We start from the raw sequence: 24,144 nt of genomic DNA, 5'->3' as shown, positions 1-24,144 counted from the left end.
TTTCGTTCTTTATTGAATAGATTTGACACCACAATTACTAGTTGGAAAGGCTTTAATTTCCTAGCATTTATTGTAATCGGATTAAAGAAATTTCATAAAATTGAAAAGTCAAGATGACTTCAATATATGAATTTCAACAAAATGAAAGAAACATCAACTTCATATTTCTAACTTCAAACTACTTAAAAAACAAAAAAACCTCACAGAATATCTGCAAGGCTTTGTTTAAATGTTTTATATCTAAATTGAAATCAAAAATTGTTTTAATACAATTCGTAATTCCTAATTCATCATTTGTAATTAAAAAGTTACATCATCAGCATCTGTCCAATTCCATTTTCCTGTAATTACTCCTTTTTCAACTTTTATAACACCTGGATTTGCACGAATTGCCGTTTTTAAAGCTGTGGCATCACAGAATCCAAATACATAAGGTAAATCATACTCTTGTTGCGATTTTGCTAAATCTTCAACATAAGAAGCTGTTAACACGTAAATTTCATATCCTTTAGATTTTGCTTCTTTAGCCACTTTAGCTATAGGAGCAACTCCTTCTTTTTCTAATTTTTCAAAATCACGAAGCACCACTAACATTGCTTTATCTTTTGCTAACATTTGCTCTAATAAATCACCTTCATCAGTATCAATCATAAAATCGTGAATCGGAGGTACTTCTCCATCTCCCTGATACTTCATTCCTTCTGCAATATTAGTACCAACAGAATAAGCTCTAAAATCTATAATTGGTAAGTGTTGTAACACGTAATACACAATTACAAATGAAATAAATATAGAGGTGTAAGTAGTTAACTTTGCTATTTTTAATGATGGTATTTCTTTAATATATTTTAAACCAGCTATTAAAATTCCTATTAAAACAATAAATATTACATTCTTATAAAATGTTTGTTTTGGTGTTATTTTTATGGCATCTCCAAAACAACCACAATCAGTTACCTTATTATAAGTATATGAATACCAGGTTAAAAACAAGAATATTAGTGTAATTCCAAACAAACTCCAAACGGTAAACTTCGGTTTAAATCCTACTATTAACATAATTCCTAAAACCGTTTCAGCTACAACCAATAAGATCGCAAAAATTAATGCATACGGAGTAAAGAATTCTAAATCTAATACTGCTTCACTAAAATATTCTTCTAATTTAAACATAGTTCCTAAAGGATCTATAAGTTTTACAAAACCAGAATAAATAAATAATAGTCCAACAAAAACTCTTGAAATGTGTGTTAAAATTTTTAGCATAGTTATAGGGATTTTTATGTTTACCTTATAAATAAATCGAATTAAAAGTATGTAGTATTTCCCTTGTTTAAAGAAATATCTACGTAAAAATAGCAAATCAAATAGGTTTTCGATTATTTTTATCGAAAAATTTAATTATTTTAATTATGAAATCGATTACTGTTTTCTGTGGATCTAGTGCTGGTTTTCAAAATGTTTACCAAAATATAGCCACAGAATTAGGTGTTTTTTTTGCTAAAAATAACATCGAGTTAATTTATGGAGCGGGCAAAGTGGGGCTAATGGGCATTATTGCAGACGCTGTTTTAAATAATAATGGAAAAGTTACAGGTATTATTCCTGAATTATTAAAAAAAGAAGAAGTAGTACACACGGGGCTTACACAAACATTGTTTACCAAAACTATGAGCGAGCGAAAAGTGTTAATGAGTAAAATGACGGATGCTTATGTGATTTTACCTGGCGGATTTGGTACTTTAGATGAACTTTTTGAGGCATTAACCTTACAACAATTACATATTGAACAAAAACCTGTGGGCATTTTAAACATCAACGGATTTTTTGATGCTACTTTGCAACAGTTGGATGTAATGGTACGCGAAGGCTTTTTAAAACCACAAAATAGAGAAATGCTTGTAGTAGATATTACTATTGAAGGTTTGTTTACCAAACTAAAAAACTATAAAGCACCTCAAAAAACACATGTTATTAATAAAGTGGTAAAATAATATTAGACGTTTTTATTATACTAGTATTAAGTAAACGATTGATAATAAATTTTAAAAATGAATATAATATCCAAATTAGTTTTACTGCTTACTCTAACAAACTCTTTTATTTGTCTAGGTCAAAACCGATATAATAATTTCCTAGTAAATTATGTTGACTCGATAAAAGTAGAATACACCTTAGAGGAAAATCCCATGATTCTTTTTGATGGAGTTTCGATTGATTATAAAAACATCAAAGAGGAGGTGTTTTCTATTTTAAAGAAAGAAATTCATAGTGTAAAATATATCCTTAAAGAAGAATCGGATATATATGGAAGTAGAGGAAATTTTGGAGTAATTTCATTAACATCAAGAGAACATATTCTAAAAAAATTAGATCATCATTTTGTTCATAAACCAAAACGCATTTATGTTTTAAACAACAAAGTAGTTAGTGAACATTTTATTGATTCTTTTGACCGAAATAAAATTCAAGATGTGAAAGTCATTAATGAGCAAAGTAAAATTTCAGAATATACTTCTGAGAATTTTGATCAATTAATTTTAATATCCACAAAAAAGAATGAATAATTTTGCTAGTAACATCGAGCCAACAACTTTGTACTTTATACTCAGTACTTAATTACTAATTAAAAAAATGACAATAAACTGTAAAGGAACGCTAATCGATTTTGATACTCCTAAAGTGATGGGAATTTTAAATATTACTCCCGATTCTTTTTTTGATGGAGGTATGTATAAAAACGAAAAAGAAATTTTATCGCAAACTGAAAAAATGCTGACAGCAGAAGCTACTTTCATTGATGTTGGTGCGTATTCTTCTCGTCCTGGAGCAAAACATATTTCAGAAGAAGAAGAACTTAGTAGAATTCTTCCTGTGATAGAATTATTAGTGCGTCATTTTCCTGATATTATTATTTCAGTAGATACATTTAGAAGTAATGTTGCAACACAAACAATCTCAGCAGGTGCGGCTATCATCAACGATATTTCTGGTGGAAAAATGGATAGTGATATGTTTGCTACTGTTGCAAAATTACAGGTTCCTTACATTTTAATGCATATGCAAGGTACTCCGCAGAACATGCAAGAAAAACCAAGCTATCAAAACATTACCAAAGAATTAATCTCTTTTTTTGCTGAACAACTTTTTAAACTAAAGCAACTGAAAGTAAACGATGTTATTATTGATGTTGGTTTTGGCTTTGGTAAAACATTAGATCATAATTACGAATTACTAAAAAAACTTTCATTGTTTAAAAGTCTAGATGCTCCTATTCTTACAGGAGTTTCCAGAAAATCAATGCTATATAAATTACTCAATTCTTCTCCTCAAGAAGCCTTAAACGCCACTTCTGTTGCCAATACCATAGCCCTTTTAAACGGAACTAATATTTTAAGAGTGCATGATGTGAAAGAAGCTATTGAGGCCGTAAAAATTGTTGAGCAAATAAAAAAATAAGATATAAAATGAAAAAAAAGGGATTTGTCATCATTTGTTCGCTATGGATTTTACAAATTTTAGTTGCATCTTGTTGTCCTGACTCAAAAAGTGTTTATAGTTATATTGTGGAATTAACCGCAGAAAACTATAACATTTCAACTAATGAAAATGCTAATGATATGATTTCTCAAGATGACTTTCGTATCAAGCTTATATTTTCTGAAGATAATGATCGTCTAGCTTTCAACCCTTATTTTATGGTGCACACGGCTAATGCTGCCTTTAGTTGTCATACTTATTTTGGGGGACTTGAACATAAAATCATAGATTTCTCTATTACATGTAATAAAGAAATACTCAATACAAATGCTAATGAGCCAATAGACTACAGTAAATTAAATGTGTATTCTCTTGATACATTAAATAATACAAGTAATGAAAAAATTACTATTCAAGAATGGCTAAACATTATGAATCGTAATGAATATTTATCAGTATTTGAGTGGTATTTTGAGTTTAATACTCATATAGATTCAGATGAGAACTTAAAATTCAAAATTTATTTGAAACAAGAAGACGGAACTGAATTTGAAGTTGAAACTAGTTCTATAGAAATCTCCTAATCTAATATGCTAAATATCATTAATGAACAAGTAAGCATAGATGCAACTTATTGTAACCTTTCTTTCTTTGGAGAAATTAGAAACTCCGAATTAAAAAAACTACTTCATTTAAAAAAGTTAAAACACTTAAATATAGCCATTTCAGATGTATTGGATAAACATCTTAAAATTATAGGTCAATTAGGCACATTGGAAATGCTTGATTTAGATTCAACAGAAATAACAGACAGAGGTATTAAACACTTACAAGAACTGACTCTATTAGAAGACTTGAGACTTAAAGACAATCCTCAGTTAACAGATAAATGTGTAGCGTTTTTATTACATATTAAACAATTAAAATTAGTACATCTTGGTAATACATCCATTACAATAACAGGATTGAAAAAATTGATCTGTAAAAAAGAGTTAAGATTAATCATTTTAAGTTCTGATTTCAAAAACCTCAAAAATGAGTTATTAGAAATTTCTGTTTTAAATCCTAAGGTTGAAATACTTGTTAAAGGGATAGCATTCATATCAAATGGAAAATTTGAATAAAAGTATACTATCTTTATAAAAATAAAATTACAACAAATGAAAAAAGAAAAAACATACAGAACAAATGGTGCTGTAGGTGCCTTGTTAGATGAATATGAAAAAGCCTTACATGAAATGATTGAAGTTATCAATGATTTAAATGATGAAGAGCTAAAAATCATTATTGATAAAAATACTACAGACAATGACTGTAAATCTGTTCAAACTATTCTTACTCATGTTGTACAGAGTGGATACACTTATGCCTTAGAAATCAAAAAATCATTAGGACACGAGATACACTACAGAAATAAAATAACCTTATTAAATGTTCATGACTATCAATTAGCTTTGTTAAAAATGTTCAGTTTTACTGAAAGTATTTTTAATGAAAATCCCAATATTAAAATTACTGAGTATAATTTGAATCAAAAATTTATAGTTAGATGGGGACAAATTTTTGATATAGAACAACTCATGCAACACGCTATTGTTCATATTTTAAGACACAGACGACAAATTGAAAAATTTAAAGCAATTATAAAACTAAAACTTGATTGAAATAGAGTTTGAAACTAGTGCTATACAAATAAATTAATACGCTTTCTTTTCACAAAATAGAATTATAACTAGTTTTGCCACAAATACAGTTTAATAATTGACAAATTGTATTTACAACACATTAAAAATTTAAATTAATATGAAAACAACAATTAAAATTGCTGCCATTGCTATGATGGGAATAGCGCTAAGTGTTTCTGCTCAAGAAAAAGTAACTACTGAAAACGGAGCTAAATCTGATTTTATTTATAAAGATAGTAAAGTCGGTATAGGAACTACCATACCGACTGAAAAACTAGAAATAAACGAAGGAAATTTAAGAATCTTTGGTGAAAATACCTCTAGATACATACGATTTGGTGAAAATAATTTTCAAGGTGCATATATTAATTATGATGGTACTAAAAACATTCTTCATCTTGGTGTTCATCAGTCAAATACTGCTGATATAAATGATGACTATAACTCTCTAAGTATAGTAAGAAGTAATGGATATATTGGTATAGGTACAACCACACCAGCTGAAAAACTAGAAATAAACGAAGGAAATTTAAGAATTTTTGGTGAAAATACCTCTAGATACATACGATTTGGTGAAAATAATTTTCAAGGTGCATATATTAATTATGATGGTACTAAAAACATTCTTCATCTTGGTGTTCATCAATCAAATACTGCTGATATAAATGATGATTATAACTCTCTAAGTATAGTAAGAAGTAATGGATATATTGGTATAGGTACAACCACACCAGCTGAAAAACTTGATGTTAACGGTAACACTTCCATAAACGGTGATATAACTGTTAAATCAGATAAACCTATTTTTTGGTTACATAATAAAGCTATTAATAATGAAAGAAGTGGAGAAATTAGATTAACTGAAACCTCAGGAAGATTTCAAGGTGGTGGTATCAAGTATAATGGTATTACAAATCAATTAAAAATTTTCACTCATAATACAGATGATTTAGATTTAGCTAAAGATTTTGATGCACTTGTATTTAATAGATCAAATGGTAACGCAATGTTTGGATCTAAAGTAGGTATAGGAACAACTTCTACAGGAAACCATAGACTAGCTGTTGAGGGCTCTATTGGTGCAAGAGAAATAAAAGTGGAAGCAAATGGATGGTCTGACTTTGTTTTCTATAATGATTATAACTTACCTACTTTACAAGAAGTTGCACAACACATTAAAGAAAAAGGACATTTAAAAGATATTCCTAGTGCTAAAGATGTTGAAGAAAATGGTTTTTATTTAGGTGAAATGGATTCAAAACTTTTACAAAAAATTGAAGAGTTAACTTTATATACCATTCAACAAGACAAAGAGATCAAAGAACTTAAAAAGCAAAATGCTAAAATTGAAGCTCAAGAAAAGAAAATTGAAAAACTAGAAGCTTTAGTTGAACAATTATTGAAAAAATAAGTTCTTACTCCCCCTTTCTTTTTAGAAAACATTAACGAATCCATATTGATAATCAAAATGATATCAATGTGGATTTTTCTATTTTTGTAAATAAAACTAAACCCATTGCAAATGAAAAACAAAATTATAAAAGGAATCACCCTCTCTTTTTTTACAACTCTTATAATTGCTTTTGTGGCATATAAATCAGGATATTTTAAAAATCAGCAACCTACAAATAATTCAACTATAAAAGTAGACTCAATTAAAAAAATTCAACTCTTATCTTCTTCTAAATTAATCGTTTTAAAAGATCATGAAATGGTAATTAATGATTCTGTAAAAAAAGAAATGGACTCTATGTCTATAGAGTCTGATAAAATTATTCTTTCTAGTTCTAAATCGGGAATAATATTTACTCAAGACGATTTAAAGAAAATGGCGGACTCTATAAAAACTAATTCTTCTAAAAAATGATGTCTTTAAGAGAGTTATACGAACTACTTGAAGTTACTTTCATTAGCTTCTTTTTTTTAGCACTTGTTTTTATTCCCATGGAAAAAGTTTTTCCTGCAAAAAAGAATCAAAAACTCTTTAGACCGAAATGGTTCCTTGATTTCTGTTTTTTTCTTGGTCAATATTTTCTTTGGAGTAGCTTAGTACTATTTACACTAAATTACTTTGGTGAATACTTAACTTCAATTATCCCTAAGCCTTTTCAATTAACAGTTAAAAATCAGCCTTTTATTTTACAAATAATTGAAGTTCTTTTACTAAGTGATTTTTTAATTTATTGGGGACATCGTTTACAGCATAATGTTGATTTTTTATGGCGTTTTCATAAAGTACATCACAGTGCTGAGCATCTCGACTGGTTAGCGGCTCATCGTGAACATCCACTTGACTCCATTTATACTATTGGTTTAATTAATCTACCAGCATTTGTTATGGGCTTTCCTTTAGAATCTATTGCTGGTATTATTGCTTTTAGAGGTATTTGGGCTATCTATATTCACTCTAATGTTAGATTACCTATTGGACCTTTAAGAATCTTAATTGGCGCGCCTGAGTTACATCACTGGCATCACGATTTAGATAGAAGAGCTGGTAATTATGCTAATATTTCTCCTATTATGGACATCTTATTTGGCACTTATAAATGCCCTAATCATGAACCTGAACAATTTGGTATTATAGAGAAAAGTCCAAAAACCTATTTAGGACAAATAATTGCACCATTAGTTACTAAAAGAATTTGGAATTATTTTTTAAAAAAAACTAAAACATAAACAATTCTCAAAAACGTCTTTGTGAACGAAACGCAGTGTAGTGAAACAATCTGTTTATTTCTTTGGTAATTAATTGTGAATACTAAATTTTTTCAAATTTACAATCTTATCAATTTCTAATGTTATTTTTTCAACTTCTGGATGATAATAATCCCTAAGTATTATTCGTATATTATTTAAACTATCCCCTTTTATTTCTATGACTTCTCTATCATGGGGATATTCTCCAACATAAAACTTTTTTAATGTATCTGTTTTAATTTTTTTTAGTTTACTGTAAAAATTATAAACCTTTTTCTTATTCAATACTTTCTGATAAATTATTGTGTCTTTACAATTCTCAAAATCACAATCATAATGTATTCTCAAACTATCTTGATTGATTACGTATTTGTACATAACACCTTCACTTCCATACCAATTAGTATATTCTAAACTGAAACGATCAATTTTATAATCACTGCTACAAAAACTAAATGTTAATACTATCATTGATAGTAGCGTATAAAAACCATTCTTTTTCATATAATGTAATCTACTTTAAATTTTATTTATACATAACAAAGAGAACTGATGTATTTTTCAAAACAAATTTATAGAAAACGATGTGAGTATCATCATTTCAATTTAGTCTAAATGGTATTTTTATACTATTTTTCATAAACTCCCCCCTTCAAAATTATCCATCAAAAAAAACCAACGCAACCATTACAACTTTTTTTCATCTACTTAAAAAACAATACCAATGAAAAAAATTATTCTATTAGCCTTTGCTATCATTACTATTAGCTGTACTAATAATAACGAGATTATTGATGACAACATAGAATACCAAGATATTGTAGCCTATAAAGATGTTATTATAGACGATGCTATTGAAGGAGAAATCAACTTTATGCCTATTGAGGTTTACAAAGCTGAAGGAATAACTACACCAAAACTCCAGTTAAAATTAGCTACAAAGCAATTTTATGGTTGTGTAAACTATGGCATTTCTTACAATATATTTAAACGAGATGATGAGTTAATTATACGATTCAACAAAATAAAAGAACCAACAATCTGTTTAACTGCTACAGGTCCTGCAACAGCGTATATTGACTTACCTGAAACTTTTAATAAAATTACTTTTATAAACGGAAAAACCATAGATACTTATAACATTGCTATTAGTACAGAAAAAGTATCATTTACAACTATAACCAGTAATTTTACAAACTCGCTATACAATCATACCTTCAGAATTCCACAAAATTCTTTTGCTTTTGTTTGTGGCACCAATACGAATAATACACATATTTACAACGACTTCTTAACCATTTTAAGAGAAAATCCAAATTTTACTGAATTCGAATTTAATGGAGAAGGAAGAATTCCCTACCAAGAAACCTCTAGTGGAAACTGGGTCAATCATCCTTCTAAATATTTCACGTATACCAATAATACTGAATTTGAAAATCTAGATAACATACTAGATACTTTTGCTTCTGAAAATATTGAACCAAATACAGGAGTAACAATTGCTATTTTCAGTTGGAATAATCAAAAATTCTATAGTTGGGATTAAAAATACAAGTCCCTAAAATACTTTATAAAAGCGTATGATTACATACGCTTTCTTTTTTATGGCATAGTAGTTGTTAAATTTTGTTAAAACCAAAAATTGTTCACACCAAGCTTTTAACAATTTTATTAATTATTAAAACTACTTTATTATGAAAAGAAAGCGTATTTCAGATATTAACGCGGGCTCTATGGCAGACATTGCCTTTTTACTTTTAATCTTCTTTTTAGTAACTACTACTATGGATGTTGATAAAGGGATTTTCAGAAAAATAGCCGAAAAACAAACTCATCCTACTAATATCAAACTACACGATAGAAATGTATTTGATGTAAACATTAACAAAAACAACGAAATTTGGATTAGCGACCGTGTGGTAGCAGCTAATGAAATTCAGAAAATGACGTTAGAGTTTATTGATAACGGTGGTGGAAAAGACATCGATGGTAATTCTTGTGATTGGTGTTCAGGTACTAAAAAAAGTAATTTATCAGATCATCCATCAAAAGCTTTTATTACCATTGCTGCTGATAGAGATGCCAGTTATGAAACCTATGTAATGGTATTAGATCAGGTAAACGCAGCCTATGCTACTTTAAGAAACCAATTAGCTTATAAAATGTATGGAAAAAACTACCATGTGTTAGAAGAAGAATTCAGAAAAACAAGAAATCCTAAAGTTTTAGATCAAATTAAAACGGTACGTACTAAATATCCATTGTTAATTGGCGATTTAGAAACGACAACAAATATGGCACAAAAGTAAATTATTAGTACTTTTACGAAAATGTCATTACGAATGTAACGTAACACCATGAAGTAATCTGCTTGTAAACATATAGATTCCTTCGTCATACCTTTTCGGAACGACAAAACAAAGGATATCAATCTTACTTTTTATATTGTAACCATTATATGTTAGATTTTATTGAATTTTCTGTTTTAGATATACTTGACATTATACTTGTTGCCGTACTGTTGTATTATATTTATAAACTACTAAAAGGTACAGTAGCCATAAACATTGTTATAGGTATTGCTCTAATTTTTTTAATCTGGAAAATTACGCAAGCCCTACGCATGGAAATGTTGAGTGGTATTTTAGGATACTTATTATCTGGAGGAGTTATAGCCTTAATCATTGTATTTCAACAAGAAATAAGAAAATTCTTATTAATGATTGGTACTACTAACTTTTCTGCTAAAAGAGGATTTTTAAATCAGCTAAAATTTTTACAATCTGAAATTAGTACAGAAACAGATGCAGATACCATTATAAAAACTTGCATTCAATTTTCTAAAACTAAAACAGGAGCTTTAATAGTTATCGAGAGAACCAATAAATTAGACTTTTTAGTTAGCACTGGTGATACCATGAATGCTTTGGTAAACACTGCTATTTTAAATAGTATTTTTTATAAAAACAGCCCTTTACACGATGGGGCTACCATTATACGAGACAATTATGTAATTGCTTCTCGAGTTATTTTACCTGTTTCTGAAAACACTAAAATCCCTGCTCGTTTTGGTCTTAGACATAGAGCAGCCATAGGTATTACAGAAAAAACAGATGCTGTATGTATTTTAGTTTCTGAAGAAACAGGTGAAATTTCTTATATAAAAGATGGTAATTTTGTGTTGTATAAAACGATTGAAGTATTAACAGAAACCTTGAAAAAAGATTTATCATCATAAAAAAAATCCGATGTTGAAGTGACCAGTTTCAACACCGAATTTGAACCAAATTTAATTATTTTTCATTGCTATTTATTTTATTACTATTTTCTTAACCATAGGCAGCTTTTTAGTATTGTCATTAATTTCTAAAATATACAGTCCTTTAGACAAATCACTAACTGACAACTCAGTACTCTGAGCGTCTATTAATGTTCGTTCTCTTACAACTTTCCCTTGCAAGTTGATCAATCTAACTACCGTTCCTTCAGCAAACTTGTTAGCTATATTATGAATTCTAATAAAGTTTGTAGCTGGATTTGGGGATGCTACAATTTCTGATAATGATGTATTTTTTTCATTATCTACTTCAGATAAAGCTACTACTCTATTTAACGCATTACAGTTTGGTTTATTGGCACTTGTACTTAAATAAATTGTAAAGTTTTTAGTTTTTGAAACAAACACTAAATTATCTCCATCTAAGGTTACCCAATAATTACCATCTAACCCTGCAAAACCAGAACTACTAAAGGTAATATCAGGCTGTGATTGATTAAAATTATGTGTAATACTTGGTATTAAATTATTCCACCAAGACGGCACTCCATTATTTGTGTTTATAGACAGTTGCCATAATCCGCTATCTGCTAAATTCCAATTAATAGTAAACTTATCAATATTACTCAAATCTGGACCACCAGTACCTAAAACAAAAACATTATCATATGTAGTATTAATACTTGGTAACGGATTGCTTACTGGAGTATTAAACTCACAACCAGATGGATTACCTCCACCAGGGGCAACAACACTTACGGTAGCACTTTTAGTATCTTGTAAAAGTCCATCACTTACGGTAAGTGTTACATTATAATCTCCAACTACAAGATACTCATAAAAAATCATTTTTCCAGTACCTGTATTACCATCTCCAAAATCCCATGAATAAGTTAAAGAATCTCCATCAATATCAGAAGAATCTGAGGCATCAAACTCCACAATCAACGGCACTGTTCCAGATGCAGTACTTAACGTAAAATCTGCTACTGGTGCTGTATTTACAGGTGTATCACTTACAGAAATTGTTACCGTTTCGGTACTTTGTTTTGTTCCATCACTTACAGTTAGTTCTACAATATAACTTCCTGTTGTGGTAAACTCATGTGATATTATTTCACCAACACCAGTATTTCCATCACCAAAATCCCATGCATACGTAATTGCATCTCCATCTGGGTCATAAGATCCTGAAGCATCAAACTGAATCGTTAAAGGCGATTGCCCCGAACTAGTACTATTGGTAAATGCTGCTACAGGTGCCCTATTTTCTTGAACAGAACCATCAGGTTCTAATCCCCAAACCAATACACCTTTATGATACAAGGTGACCATTACATGCTCTTTAAACGATTTTTTTCCTGGATCGTAAGAAAAATCATTCGATTGATTGTGTGTTTTAAATCCTGAATGATGCAATCTAGTAACTATTTGTCCAGATTTAGAATTGGCATTCAAATTACCAGATGCATTCGTAAACCCTAGCTCTACATAATTCTCTGCTCCTAAAGCATCATACAGACCAGTTACCCCTTTTGGCTGCGAGTAATCAATATTAAAAACCATTGCATTGGTATGCTCTGGAGTAAACCAGTATCGAATTTTAAAATCCTTTAATGGTAAATTTTCATCCGATTCGTTTACAATTTGAAACGCAGGTTTTAATTCTGATGAATTAACTCCAGCACTATTGTCTTTATATTCAATACTAAAATCTGTATTTGGTAAATTCGTAAGCCTATCATCAACAGTGACTGTAATTTCTGTAAACTCTCCTGTTAAGATTCCATCTGCTTCTACCAATGCCAATTTAATAGTATGATTTCCTTCCGATAAATTAGTCACAGTGATTGGAGCAATTGTAAACAAATCACTCACTTTTACATCATCTAAAAAGTAAGCCACATGTCTTCCCCCAACAGCTAAATCCCATAAAATAGTAGAAAACTCTATATTAAAATCTGGAGCTACCAAACCTCCATTTGAAGGTGATTCTATTATTACTGTCGGATCTTTTGGCAACGGATCATTGGTTACCGTAACGGTAATTGTGTCTCCTAATTCTGTTAACGAATTATCACTACGCTCCATTTGTAAAGTAAGTTCATGAGTTCCTTCCGATAAACTAGTTAAGTCATCATGCACTCCTTCCGAAGTAATTAAACCTCTATCCTGTCCATCAATTCGGTATCGTAACTGAAATTGTTGTGATGGTAAATCCCATCCTTCCGTTTCAAACTCAATTGAAATTGGTGCATTTACCAACTGTCCGTTGGTTGGCGACGTAAAATATACATCAGGTAACGGACCAATTGGAGTATCTGCATCACCACCATGTAAAGTCCATAACACCGCTGCATCAAACATTTTCAACCCTTGCTCGGTTAATAAATGCATAAACTGATCACGCAATGGAAAAGCAGTTCTTCTTGATGGAATCGTAGCACTAGCTTCATAACCAAATAAAATAGGTTTGTCACCTGCTTTTGCAATTACTATTGCTTCTGCTGATGGACTACCAAAAGGGAAACTTTGTGTAATACTATACATTGCTGCTTGTGCTCCTGCATTGGCTGCCATAGGGTGATTAGGTGCTTCTATCGCTATTTCTGAATATCCTTCTCTTGTAATACCAAAACCTGTATCTAAAGAACCCGATGTCATTCTTAAGCGATTATACATAAAAGGGTTCCAAGTTAACAAGGGTACTCTAGCTCCTTCTAAGTCATTTCCTAACTCTCTAGGGTCTACAGTAGCAGAAATCAATACTAAATCAAAAGGATTTGCAGATTGAGGACTTGTTGCTTCCTCGTCTGAATACAAGGTAATTGTAAAACCTAACTGTTGCTCTAACCTCGATTTAATACGCTGATCTTCGCTCGATAAATTTGTTTTATCTCCTACTACAAATAGTACTTTAATTGTGTTTTTATACTTCACTTTAGCTTCTGGTGTAATAGAAGCCGTTTTTCCATTGTTATAAAACACTTTTGCGGTAACTACATAAGTTTTCCAAATAATTGGTTGCCATTCGCTTTCAAACGGAGCTTTGTCTACTGTTTCAACCAAATTACCATCTACATAATAGGCTACCTTGGTAATACCTTTAATGTTACTATCAATAGATAGTTTTATAGGATCTGAAGTACTTATTTCTGCTCCATCTGCTGGCGAAGCAATTTCTAATAATTGCGTATCATTATTATTTAATTCTGCTCCATCTATTTGGTTGATATATGCTATAAGCTGATCAATTTCTTTTTTACTCAATGAAGATACGTTTCCGTGTGCATCATTGGTATTACGTGTTGTTAATACCTCTTCAATAGTCTTCGCAGAACCATCGTGTAAATAAGGTGCCGTAGCCCAAACATCTTTTAAAGTTGGTACATCTAAACCTAGCAACGTATTTTTAAGTCTATTACCGCTAGTAGCAACTACTGTACCTACATCGTGAAGTTTTCCTGAAGGGCTGTCGGTAAAAATACCTCCACTATGGCACGAAGCACATTGTAAATCTTTAAAAATTTCCTTTCCTGCAACTCCATCTGCTGTTAATGAACCATCATTGTTTTTATAAGGACTCGGTTCAAAAGTATCTAACGACTCTATATAAGCTGTTAAAGCATCTAAGTCCACTGATTTTCCTGCTTTGGTATCCCCTAAAGTTAAAGCTGTAGTTCCTTCATTAAAATCTGAAGTATTCATAAAACCTTGTCCTTTAAAATGTGTACGAATATCATTTTCAAAATCTTGAATTTCATCAAAATTTGCACTCCAATGCACTCTACCATGTCCAGTTCCTGCTCTACCTACTAACGAAATGGTATTTCTTAACCCTTCTCCTCTATCGGTAAAATCCCAAGTTCTTCCATCTTGAGTTCCGTCCACATGACAACTTGCACAACTTACATAACCATCGGTACCCATTTTTAAGTTTGCAGCATCGTAAAAAATTTGTTTTCCTTTTAATACCGTTGCAGATAACAATTCATTTTTTACTGTAGTTACTGTTTCTAAATTATGTAATACTGTAGTTCCTTCGGTTACCATATTTGTAGCATCTAAAACAGAAACAGTACGATCCATAAAGTTTTTCACAAATAAACGATTGGTACTTTTGTCAAATGCCATTCCTTGTGGCGATTTACCAACTTCTTGTTTTAAAATTTCCAATCCAGTATTTGGGTCTACTACAATAATTCTATTATTTCCTTGCATGGTTACAAACAAATAATTTCCTGTAGGACTATACAATGCTGACGAAGGTTGTCCGTGATTATCAAAATCTAGTCGATCATTTAGTTTTTCTTTACCAGATACCAAATCAATCGGAGAAATTGCTGTTCTTACACTATTATCAAAAGTAAGTGCCTTTCCATCTCTTGCATGTCCTCTTAAAATATTATCTTTTTTAGCTACAGACCATGCTGTTTTATTATTAGGATGAATACTAATACCAGATACATAATTTGGCAATCCACGTGCCTCATTTCCATTATCTACTGTAAAATCATCTAATGGCAATGCAATAGTTTTAGTATTTAATGTTTGTAAGTTTATTTCCCAAACTTGTCCTTCTTCATCTGGAGAAATAAAACGTGTTACTAACATTTTTTTTCCATCGCCTGTAATTGCCATTGCTCTTGGAGTAGTTCCTAAGAATAATGAATTGACAATACTTTTAGTCGTTGGATTTATTTCTATGATCTCTCCAGAACCAAATGCCGAAACATAGGCCTTTGTTAAATTTGGTGTAAACACTATCCCATATGGTCTAGTTCCTCTTGTTAGTGCTATAGTATCTTGCACAACTCCATTGGTATTTAACACATATACTTCGTCAGAATCTCTACATGTAATCCAAGCATTATTAGCTGCATCTAACGCTACACTTATCGGATCTTTCCCTACTGTTACCTCTTTGATTATTTTAAAAGTATCTGCATTGATAAGCGTTACTGAATTATTATCAGGATTTACTGACCAAACAATACGATTGACTTCATCTACAATAATTGGTCCCGATTGTGTTGGTAAAGTACTTGCCAATGGCTCAGAAACTACGATAGATTTAGAGGCTACTGTAAACCCTCCATTATTATCAGATACTTGCACTTGAACAGTATAATTACCAGCAGCTGTATAGTTATGCGCTACTTCATTAGTAGTCCAGTCTGTTTTTGCTGATCCATCTCCAAAATCCCATCGATAACTCAATGCATTTCCATCAGGATCAGTTGCATTTGCTGTAAATGTTACTTGATTACCAATAGTTACTGGAGAAGCCACATTGGTATCTATACTGGTAACCTCTGGCGATTGGTTAGACGAATTGCCTCCTGTAGTAAAATAAAAGATATATTCTTCCATTCCATTTCCTACAGCATCTTTAATTCCTCCTGCTACAAATTTTACTTCATAAGTAGTATTAGGTAATAAATTCTTTTTAGGCGCATAATTAATTACTTGGTAAGAAGTAGTTGTAACATCTCCCTCAATTACCTCTCCACCCAAAGGACGTACTTGTATCGTTTGATCATTTAAAGTAAGATCGTTTAACGTTTCATTAATTACAAAACCTATAGTAGATGTGATAGGCTGATTGATAGCTCCTGAAATTGGAAAATGATGTCCTACTGAGGGACCTTTAGTATCTAACTCATCTTGATGTGCAAAAATAGAGGTCTTATCATCTCCACTTGCTACCAAAATATGTCCAATTGGCATCCATTGATTGTCTATAAATTGTAATGTTTCATCACTTGACGGAGGAAAAAATTCATGATCTATTTCCATCGTTTCAAAATTGAACTTTACCCCTCTATCAAACCTTCCTGAGAAACCAAATTCATCTTGAAAAATCATGTAACGCCCCAAAGTAATTTGATCTGAGTGTAAACTAAACCCTCTTTTTACATTGGTTGGATCACTAATATCAAAACCAACCAACGCATCTGGTTCTTGGTTACCACTCATAAATACTAGGTAATTTCTCCATAATTGAATTCCTGTACTGTATTGCTCATGGGGAATATCTCCTCCAAAAGCTCCTAAAAATTTAATATTATCAGGATCTCCAAAATCAAACACATTAATAGCGCCTGTTTGTGGTGCGTAAAAAACATAGTTCCCTACACGCACTACTACATCTGGTACTGATGCATTTACAGGAATGTTATCTACTTGTTTTCCATCTCGCATGTCAAATACTCGATTGCCAACAATCGTATGAGGAAAAGTTTCTAGATTATCGTAATTCGCCTGACCGTCTTTTACAGTGTATAAAATATCAGAAGATGTTACTGGTTTTCTATTTAACATATCTGACAAGTCTAAATACTTATAACCGGTACCTTGTAATTCTGGCACTGAATATTCCCTGTAAAAAAGGTCTCCTTCTAACTTCCACCAACGGTGTCCGTTATTCGCGTCTTCACTAAATTGTACTCTTTTAGGTGTTGTAGGATTTGAAATATCCCAAACTCCTGTACCTGCTTGTCCGTTAATCATTAAATAATTACGGTGGTAAGTATTGATACGATCTCCTTCTGGAAAATTGGCTAAAAAAGTTCCTTTTGGCCAAGTTTGCTTTGTCATTTCTGGTCCTTTGGTTCCGTCATATACGGGTAACGCCGATCTTACTGCAAGACCTAGCGAAACAAAAACGAATAATAAATACCAAATAGAACGGTTGACTTTTTTCTGTGTTTTAAAAATACTTTTGATTTGTATTTTACTTTGAAATTTCATGATAGATTTTTGTTAGTTTTTCATGGTTGACTGTCTAACACCAAAAGTTTTTACGCTTTCTATTATATCCTTTTTCATGTGAAGGTAAACCTACTGTTTATAGAGATTTACCTCAACATGAAATTCCCTTTTATCAACGACTCATACATGCATAGAAACTTGTTGATAAAGGTTGGTTATCGCCCTGCGATTAAACTATTTTTTACTTTTTGGTTATTTTCTTTCTTATAATATTTCCTTGAGAATCTGTGATTTCAAGAACATAAATTCCTTTCAGTAATCCTTGAGTTGAGATCGTAACCTCAGATTCTGATGTAAACTTTTTCTCGTTTAATAATTGTCCTCTTAAATCCATTAAACGGATAGTTCCTTTTAAATTCAAGCTATTCAAAGACTCTTTTCTTTCTTTAAAAAAGACTGAAATAAAATCTTCCGTCGGATTCGGTCCTATACTAGTGATTATACGTTGCGTATTTTGAGATATAACCGTGGTTTCGCAATTTGGTTTATTAGCTGAATTGCTGAAATAAATACTGAAGTTTTTATTTTTTGAAACCATTACAAAATTACCTTGATCTATTGCCACCCAATAACTACCATCTAAACCTGCGAAACCAGAATTGGTAATTGTTACTGCTGGTTGCGACTGATTAAAATTTTGAGTTACTAAAGGCAATAAATTTTGCCACCAAGAAGGCGATCCATTATTGGTACTCATAGAAAGTTGCCATAATCCGTTGTTTTGTAAGCCCCAATTAATACCAAAGTTTGTTACATTACTTAAATCTGGTCCGCCTTGACCTAGTACGTGTATGTGATTGTAAGAGGCACTAATCGATGGTAATGGATTTGCCAATGGTGTATTAAAAGTACAACCTACTGGTGGCGAATCATCTGTTACCGTAATTACAGTAGTTGCTGAATCTTGTAAAGTACCATCACTTACTGTTAATGTTACATTGTAAGTACCTGGTTGTAAAAAAGTATTCGCAACAGTTACTCCTGTATCTGTATTTCCGTCATCAAAAGTCCATGCATAGGTTAATGCATCTCCATCTGGATCGAAAGAACCACTGGCATCAAAATTTACTTGTAATGGTGCTGTACCAGATACAACACTACTCGCAAACATAGCTGTAGGTGCTTTGTTTTCACTCGTGTTAGGTTTGTAAATTTTAAATGCTCCTGCTAAATGCATGTAACTCATCATGTATAACAATCCGTCATAATAACGATACATTCCAGAAGGTGGTGATAATTCATATAACTCATCTACAAATGGCCAAACTTTTGCATCTGCTATAGCTAAACTTCCTACTGCATTACACGCCACCAAACCAGGATTATGATCAAAAGTAATTGGTGTGGTACCATCTAAACTCCACGAACCTTCATAATTTGGCTTGTCTTTAAAGAAATCAATTTGATTGTTAATGATTGTTTGAGTATTGTTTTTACTTTTTTGAAACCATGCAAAATCAAATCCCATATTCATAATTACTCGCCAAGCATCAAACCCAAAATGCCCACGATTTAAGTCATCTTTAGGACTCCCATCAAATCCAGAATAATCTGGAGTTAATCCAGTTACTGGATGCGCAGCTCTTGGTAATAAATAATCTCTACTTCTGGTAGCCATATCTGCCCATAAGTCGTTATTATTATCTGCATACATTGCCCAAAGATCATAGAATGCCGCCAAATGATAAGAAGGATCTGTAAATTGTGCCGAGTCTCCACAAGGAGTAAACACTATTTGTTTCTCGTTTAAATCAATTAAATTGGTTGGACATTGACCGCTATTTGCACTTGCTTTGTTAATCATATTATCTAAAATATAATTTGCTTGTGCTTTGTAATTAAATACGTCGGTTTCTGAATTAAAATTACCCGTTCCTTGTTGGCTACCCCATCTTGCATCAGCAAAAAATAATGCAGTAATAAAATACTCTTCGCCATCTGGGGCAGAGTTTGGATCTATCATCCCATAATCTGTAGTGTTTAATTGCCAAGAAAACAATCCTTCTCTGGCGTCACCTGGCTTATGCTGACTGTATGTTTTTGCAAATTTCCAAAGCTTATCAAAAGCTTCTTTTTTATCTAATTGCACACAAATCATCATTCCATAAGACATTCCTTCAGAACGAATATCATTATTTCCTGTATCTAAAATATAAGCCATATCATTGCCTACCTCGTACAGCAATCTTTCTGATGTTGCATCTCCATTTACAAAATATCGATTCCACAATTGATCTAATTTTTGTTGAACAGCCGCTTCGCTTCTTCCTGATTCTACAAACATATTACGATACACATCTGTTACAAACGATGGTTGGTTTGGAATGACCGGCGCTGGTCTTGTATCACCACCAGCATCTGATTCATAAGTAAACGTTATGGTTGAATAATTGAAAGATCCTTTATCTATAAAAACTCTCATTACTTGCTCACCTGCACTAAGTGTAACATTCGATATTTTTTGAGATACATAACTAGACCATCCACCTGTAGCTGCTACATTTTGTACTCCTGTTACATCTACACCATCAAATTCAATATGGTAAGCTCCTTCTGATACTGCTGAAGCGACTAATACATCTAATGAATACACACCTGCCTGAGTAACATTAACCGTATATTCTATCCATTCTCCGTCTGCTGTAAAACCAATATTGCCGCCATCACCTCCAGATTCTGTATCTACATCTTCCTCTGGTCTTATCCCATCACCATCATTTCCTATCGTAGTATCATGATAAGCTACAATCTCTCCTCCTAAATCAAAAGAAGTCGCTTTTATTTTTCCAGGTATTGATTGCGGTTGACCATTTACATACGGTACTTGTGGCGGTAAAGGCACATCTTCAAAAACAACGTTAATTTTATGATTGGTAGTTACATTTGTAAAAGTATAGGTATTTACTGCACCAATTGAAGCGCCATCTACCAATACATCTCCTATTTTATAACCTCGATTAGCTGTTATATCAAAAGTTTGATTTTCATTTTCAGAAATAATTACATTTCCTGATGGTGATATTGATCCTCCAACATTAGTAGTTGCCTCAATGGTGTAAGTTACTCCACAAGCTGGAATACTCGGATCTAACATTGATGCTGGAATGATAGAGGTGTTTTTTATAGAGTTTACATCTGTTACCGAAATTTCCTCTGCAAAATTGGTAGCCCAACTTCCGAATTTTCCATCGGTAGTAACATCTAACTCACTGTTTGGTGAACCACAATCGTTATTATTCACAGCTCCCCAAGACCAACTTAACCATCCTATTTGTTCTTCTTGTAATCTCTTAATCATTTCTACATACGGAAAACTTTGTCCGCAAGCTATAGGAGAGGCTACTTTTTGAGGACCTTCACCAATGATATAAGGTAGTTTTTTAGCTTTTGCATCTTCAATCATTAAATTTAATCGATCTACTTTTGCTTGATCATCACCATTTGTCCAATAGGTATGAACAGCAAAAATGATGTTGTGTAATGGATCAAATTCTAACAATTCATTTCCTCCTTCTAAAAAATAACTTTCTCTATTACCATATCCTCCACAATCAATCATCAAAGGCGTATCAATACCTGCTTCTCTTAATTGTGTAATTGCATCTTTGTAATAAGCAACCCATTGTGCTGTAGTTTCTGAACCGTTTCCTACCTCATTACCAATGTTTACAATAAGCCATTTCTTATACTTTTGTATGGTTGATAATACTGCTGGACGCTTCCAATAATCTAATAACATTTGTAGCTTACTAAAATCTCCTGTAGCATCGTGTAATTCTGCTACAGGGATCATTGAGTTTTGTATACTGTTATTAATTAACTGATCGAATTCAGCTTCGTTACCTTCTGTTGTCCATACTAAACGAACTGCATTAGAACCTGTTTTGGCTATTTCTGGTAAAATAACATCTCCGGTTCTATCTTGCGACCAAATGAACATTTCATTATATCCTCGCATGACAATTTCTTCATCGCACGAGCTGTAAATTTTTCCATTTTCAACACGAATTGTGTTTTGTGAAAAGACGTTTTGATGAAAGGCACCGAATATAATCAGTGCTATTAAAATTATCGTTCTTTTTAAAATAGTTTTCATCAATTTTTGGTTTTAGAATCGTTTGATTATCTTTTTAATAATCGTCTGATTTCCTTTTTGTAAATGGATAAAATACATACCGCTTTCTAGTTTACTTAACTCAAAAACTTTACTTTTTGCATCGTCTGTAATTTCTTGTTCAGAAATAATTACACCTGAATAGTTAGCGATTTTAACTGTGGTGTTTTTTAAACTTGTATCTGACTCAACTAACAGTTCATTTAAAACTGGGTTAGGTGATACGGTAAGCGCTATTGGGTTTATTCCTACTGAATTTTCACAAACTGGTTCTTGTGAACTTGTACTGAAGTAAATAGTAAATCCTTGTGATTTTGAAACTAACACAAAATTATCATTATGAATGCTTACCCAATAACTTCCGTCTAAACCAGGAAAACCTGAGTTAGCTATTGTAATTTCTGGGTTCACTTGATTAAAATTTTGGGTAATTTTAGGTATAAAATCATTCCACCATGAAGGCTGACCATTACTTGTATTCATAGAAAATTGGTACAAACCGTTATTGGCTAAATTCCAGTTGATCGTAAAATCTACAACATTGCTAAGATCTGGTGCATTACCAAAAGTAAAAATATGATTATAAGTTGCATTTATAGTTGCCAAAGGAGTAGCCAAGGGTGCTCCAAAAGCACAACCTCCTGGTCCTTCACCTTGAGTTACCATAATTGATTTACTAGTTGAAACTTGAACTTCTCCATCATTAACCGTTAATACTACCATATACTCACCTTCACCTACAAAAGTATGTCTTACTTGTAAACCTGTAGCTGTGTTACCATCACCAAAATCCCATGAATATGTTAATGAATCTCCATCAGGATCAGATGAATCAGAAGCATCAAAAGCCACTGTTAACGTATCACCAACTACGGCTTCATTTGTAAATTGAGCAATTGGCAATTGGTTTTCATCTCCTATACCTCCTATTACATTTGGTATTTCTGGTTCAAAATAAGGCTTTAACACATCTAATTTCCATTGATTTACTGTAGCCCAATCGTCTTGTAAAATTCCACCAGTATCTCCTGAATTAGGATTCATACACCAGAAAGTCCAAGAATATCTACTCCCCATAAATTGCATTAACTCGGTAAACCAAGTGTATGAAATGCCATTAAAAGCATCTTGATTTTTAATTCCGAATTCTCCAACAAATAACGGAGATGTGTTTTCTTCGTATAAATATCCAAAATTGTCATTCCAAATAGAAGACATATTGTCTGGGAAATTAGGCTCATTAAACCAATCTTGAGCAGATACTTCTGGTCCATATTCATGAGCAGAATACACTAATTTACTTTGATCAGACAATTGAACAGGATACTTTCTTGCTCCCATTAATTGACCTCCCCACCAATAAGAATTTCCTTCAAACTCTCCAACTCCTTCTACTATAATTAGTACATTTGGATTTACCTCTAAAATTGCATTCCCACATCTTTCAGCTGCTTTATTCCAATCTGTTGCCGGATTACTGTTACCCCATGTAGATCCATGAGGTTCATTATTTAAATCCATTCCTACAACTGCCGAATAATCTTTATAACGTTCTGCTAAAAAAATCCAATCGTTAATCCAACGTTCTTCTGAATACTCCTCTGTATACCAATAATCTTCATCTAAAAAGGCATCAGAAGCTCTCGAATGATTATCTAATACAATTTTCATGTTATTATCTTGACACCATTGTACAAAAACATCTAACAAATCAATTGGTTTTGTTATGTTGGTTTCTACCTCATTCATTGGCGAAATACCTGTGTAAGCATCTGAACCATAAGAAGGAATGGTTATTGTAGTTTCTGCATTTAACATTTCATTACACCAAGGTAAACGTATGGTGTTAAAACCTAAATCTTTAATTTGCTGTAAAACACTTTTCATATCTCGGGTCCAAATACCATGAGGCATAAAATTTTGCGTTTCAAAACCAAACCAATTTACTCCTGTTAATCGAACTTCTTTACCTCTGCTATCTATTAATTTATTACCTGATACCGACAAGTAATTTTGCTGTTGTGCCATTAATAATGCAGAAAAGCAACAGCATAGTAGCGTTAAAACTTTGTATATATTTTTTTTCATTTTTAGACTGTTTGATTCAAAAGAAT

At 32.0% G+C, this 24,144-nt stretch carries 17 protein-coding genes and 1 pseudogene; 13 read left to right on the top strand and 5 right to left on the bottom strand.

Annotation, left to right across the window (positions count from 1 at the left end; translation table 11 throughout):
• Nucleotides 1-117, top strand: a pseudogene (locus EYW44_RS22765) (IS5/IS1182 family transposase); the annotation flags it as partial.
• 183 nt (nucleotides 118-300) lie between these two features.
• Here EYW44_RS22765 and EYW44_RS03535 read toward each other — a convergent pair.
• Nucleotides 301-1,266, bottom strand: coding sequence for a DoxX family protein (locus EYW44_RS03535; RefSeq protein WP_132722282.1), 966 nt, complete (start codon nucleotides 1,264-1,266; stop codon nucleotides 301-303).
• A gap of 146 nt (nucleotides 1,267-1,412) precedes the next feature.
• On the opposite strand from EYW44_RS03535, the gene EYW44_RS03530 reads away from it, so the two are divergent.
• The 9 genes from EYW44_RS03530 to EYW44_RS03490 all read left to right on the top strand — a co-directional run bounded on the left by EYW44_RS03530 (nucleotide 1,413) and on the right by EYW44_RS03490 (nucleotide 7,844).
• Nucleotides 1,413-1,994: a TIGR00730 family Rossman fold protein gene (locus EYW44_RS03530; RefSeq protein ID WP_132722281.1), complete on the top strand. Its 582-nt coding sequence runs from the start codon at nucleotides 1,413-1,415 to the stop codon at nucleotides 1,992-1,994.
• 57 nt (nucleotides 1,995-2,051) lie between these two features.
• On the top strand, nucleotides 2,052-2,567 hold the full coding sequence (locus tag EYW44_RS03525) for a hypothetical protein (protein ID WP_207893741.1): 516 nt from the start codon (nucleotides 2,052-2,054) through the stop codon (nucleotides 2,565-2,567).
• A 67-nt stretch (nucleotides 2,568-2,634) separates the two neighbouring features.
• A complete protein-coding gene (folP, locus tag EYW44_RS03520; RefSeq protein WP_132722279.1) occupies nucleotides 2,635-3,459 on the top strand; it encodes a dihydropteroate synthase in 825 nt (274 codons plus the stop codon).
• Between the two features lie 107 nt (nucleotides 3,460-3,566).
• Entirely contained in the window at nucleotides 3,567-4,064 is a 498-nt protein-coding gene (locus EYW44_RS03515) for a hypothetical protein (RefSeq protein WP_132722278.1), read from the top strand.
• A 6-nt stretch (nucleotides 4,065-4,070) separates the two neighbouring features.
• On the top strand, nucleotides 4,071-4,604 hold the full coding sequence (locus tag EYW44_RS03510) for a hypothetical protein (protein ID WP_132722277.1): 534 nt from the start codon (nucleotides 4,071-4,073) through the stop codon (nucleotides 4,602-4,604).
• Nucleotides 4,605-4,640: 36 nt separating this feature from the next.
• Complete coding sequence (locus EYW44_RS03505; RefSeq protein WP_132722276.1) at nucleotides 4,641-5,144, top strand: DinB family protein; 504 nt, start codon at nucleotides 4,641-4,643, stop codon at nucleotides 5,142-5,144.
• A gap of 139 nt (nucleotides 5,145-5,283) precedes the next feature.
• Nucleotides 5,284-6,576, top strand: a complete 1,293-nt coding sequence (locus EYW44_RS03500; RefSeq protein WP_132722275.1) for a DUF4200 domain-containing protein — start codon at nucleotides 5,284-5,286, stop codon at nucleotides 6,574-6,576.
• A gap of 111 nt (nucleotides 6,577-6,687) precedes the next feature.
• Nucleotides 6,688-7,032: a hypothetical protein gene (locus EYW44_RS03495; RefSeq protein ID WP_132722274.1), complete on the top strand. Its 345-nt coding sequence runs from the start codon at nucleotides 6,688-6,690 to the stop codon at nucleotides 7,030-7,032.
• Complete coding sequence (locus EYW44_RS03490; RefSeq protein ID WP_207893740.1) at nucleotides 7,029-7,844, top strand: sterol desaturase family protein; 816 nt, start codon at nucleotides 7,029-7,031, stop codon at nucleotides 7,842-7,844. Before EYW44_RS03495 ends, EYW44_RS03490 begins: the two co-directional genes overlap by 4 nt.
• A gap of 69 nt (nucleotides 7,845-7,913) precedes the next feature.
• Here the strand turns inward: EYW44_RS03490 and EYW44_RS03485 are convergent, their stop codons facing one another.
• Nucleotides 7,914-8,369, bottom strand: coding sequence for a hypothetical protein (locus EYW44_RS03485; protein WP_207893739.1), 456 nt, complete (start codon nucleotides 8,367-8,369; stop codon nucleotides 7,914-7,916).
• 220 nt (nucleotides 8,370-8,589) lie between these two features.
• On the opposite strand from EYW44_RS03485, the gene EYW44_RS03480 reads away from it, so the two are divergent.
• From EYW44_RS03480 to cdaA, 3 genes are all read left to right on the top strand, one after another.
• Complete coding sequence (locus EYW44_RS03480) at nucleotides 8,590-9,411, top strand: hypothetical protein (protein ID WP_132722272.1); 822 nt, start codon at nucleotides 8,590-8,592, stop codon at nucleotides 9,409-9,411.
• A gap of 148 nt (nucleotides 9,412-9,559) precedes the next feature.
• Nucleotides 9,560-10,174 (top strand): ExbD/TolR family protein, encoded by a 615-nt coding sequence (locus EYW44_RS03475; protein WP_132722271.1) that lies wholly within the window; start codon nucleotides 9,560-9,562, stop codon nucleotides 10,172-10,174.
• 149 nt (nucleotides 10,175-10,323) lie between these two features.
• The gene (cdaA, locus tag EYW44_RS03470) at nucleotides 10,324-11,103 is read left to right on the top strand and encodes a diadenylate cyclase CdaA (RefSeq protein ID WP_132722270.1); all 780 of its coding nucleotides are present in this window, start codon (nucleotides 10,324-10,326) and stop codon (nucleotides 11,101-11,103) included.
• 72 nt (nucleotides 11,104-11,175) lie between these two features.
• Here cdaA and EYW44_RS03465 read toward each other — a convergent pair whose 3' ends face one another.
• The 3 genes from EYW44_RS03465 to EYW44_RS03455 all read right to left on the bottom strand — a co-directional run bounded on the left by EYW44_RS03465 (nucleotide 11,176) and on the right by EYW44_RS03455 (nucleotide 24,118).
• Nucleotides 11,176-17,895, bottom strand: coding sequence for a PKD domain-containing protein (locus tag EYW44_RS03465; protein ID WP_132722269.1), 6,720 nt, complete (start codon nucleotides 17,893-17,895; stop codon nucleotides 11,176-11,178).
• Between the two features lie 202 nt (nucleotides 17,896-18,097).
• Nucleotides 18,098-22,012 (bottom strand): glycosyl hydrolase family 8, encoded by a 3,915-nt coding sequence (locus tag EYW44_RS03460; RefSeq protein WP_132722268.1) that lies wholly within the window; start codon nucleotides 22,010-22,012, stop codon nucleotides 18,098-18,100.
• 12 nt (nucleotides 22,013-22,024) lie between these two features.
• Nucleotides 22,025-24,118 (bottom strand): cellulase family glycosylhydrolase, encoded by a 2,094-nt coding sequence (locus tag EYW44_RS03455; protein ID WP_165872148.1) that lies wholly within the window; start codon nucleotides 24,116-24,118, stop codon nucleotides 22,025-22,027.
• Nucleotides 24,119-24,144 lie beyond the last annotated feature (26 nt).

The organism is Tenacibaculum sp. M341 (assembly GCF_004337695.1).
In the GTDB taxonomy this organism is placed as follows: domain Bacteria; phylum Bacteroidota; class Bacteroidia; order Flavobacteriales; family Flavobacteriaceae; genus Polaribacter.
Note: the sequence above shows the minus strand (reverse complement) of the source record. Positions and strands in the feature narration are given on the sequence as shown.